Genomic DNA, 1,659 nt, shown 5'->3' with positions numbered 1-1,659 from the left:
CACCTCCGACCAGATCATCGCCAATGCCTCTTCCATCTCGCCCTCAGGGGCCTCATGGCGATCGTCGCGGCTGATCGTTGGCTGCGGTAGCGATCCGCGATCCACCTTGCCGTTCGGCAGGCGGGGCAATCGCTCCAGCACCATCACCTGCGACGGGATCATATAGTCCGGCAGGGAGCGACTGAGGTGTGCTTTCACATCCGATTCGCTGGCTCGTGACCCCGTGACATACCCCACTAACTGCTGGCCCGACTCCGTGTCGCAGACTTGGGCTATCGCTTCCTCTACCTCTTCACTGCTCTGAAGGGCCGCTTCCACTTCACCAAGCTCGATACGGAAACCACGCAGTTTGATCTGCTGATCCAGGCGCCCAAGATATTCCAGGTGTCCGTCCCCGTTCAGCCGCACCCTGTCACCCGTTCGATACAGCCGTTCACCGTCCGCGAACGGATGCGGGACGAAGCGTTCGGCCGTGGTGCCGGGGCGATCCAGATAACCACGTGCCAAGCAGCCGCCCAGGTAAAGTTCCCCGGTCATGCCGGGTGGCACCCGGTTGAGGTTGCCATCCAGCACATATCCCTGGCGGTCTCCCACTAAGTCACCGATCGGCGCATAGGCACTGGTGAAGTCAGCTTCCTCCGCTGCGGCTCGCCATAGCGTCGGCGTCACGACCGTCTCGGTAGGCCCGTAGCCGTTGATCACCCAGTCCGGCTGCAAGGCATCGATGGCATGCCGCAACATGCCTCGATCGAAGGCTTCGCCGGCGAAGCAGTAGGTCTTCACCCCCGGCGGGCGCCCCTGGTGTTCGGACCACTCGGCCAGTTGCCGTAGATAACTCGGCGGGAACGCCGCCACCGTGATGCCTTCATCGAGCAGGCAGTCATAGGTCTGCTGGACACTCCAGAGCGATTGATCACGCAGCACCACGCGGGCCCCTCGGCTGAGTGGTGACAACCACCGCTCGTGGGCCCCATCGAAGCTGATCGACAGGAAGTGCAGTTCCCGGTCATCCGCGGTCAGTTCATAGCGGTCGGCGATGCTCTGGCAATGCATGGCCAGGGCGCCATGGGCAACGGCCACCCCTTTGGGAGTGCCCGTGGAACCCGAGGTGTAGATCAGGTAGGCCAGTTGCTGGGGGTGAATCGTCAGTGGAGGCGGCGTTGCCGACTCCGCTGTGAGATCCTGCCGATCCAGGTCGATCGCTACAACGCCCTCGACAAGCGGCAGGTGATCCAGCACCTCGCCGTGACTGAGCAACAGTCGGATACCGGCATCTTCCTGCATATAGCGCAGCCGCTCGGCCGGGTAATCGGGATCCAGAGGCACATAGGCACCACCCGCCTTGAGCACCCCGTAAAGGGCCACCAGCAGATCGACGCCTCGCGCCAAGCCCACACCCACCCGCACATCCGGGCCGACGCCGCGACGGCGCAGCCAATGAGCCAGGCGGTTGGCGCGGGCTTCGAACTCGGCAAAGCTTAGACGCTCAGCCCCACAAACGACCGCCGTGGCCTCGGGAGTCGTCGTTACCCAGCGCTCGATTTGGCGAGGGAGAGGCTCGACATCGGAATAGCGACGGGCCGTCACCTCCCAGTTCTTGAGCTGACGCCGTTCGTCATCGGCCAACAGCACGACATCGTCCAGCGCCTGCTCCGGCGA

Annotated in this window: 1 protein-coding gene; it reads right to left on the bottom strand. The window is 63.7% G+C overall.

Annotated features, from left to right (window positions below):
• The coding region (locus tag ADS46_RS12990) for an amino acid adenylation domain-containing protein (RefSeq protein ID WP_156524519.1) at nt 1-1,659 on the bottom strand (1,659 nt) is incomplete at both ends.

The sequence above is a fragment of the Halomonas sp. G11 genome (genome assembly GCF_001663515.1).
Classification (GTDB): Bacteria; Pseudomonadota; Gammaproteobacteria; order Pseudomonadales; family Halomonadaceae; genus Vreelandella.
This window is presented reverse-complemented; position numbering and strand designations above follow the sequence as displayed.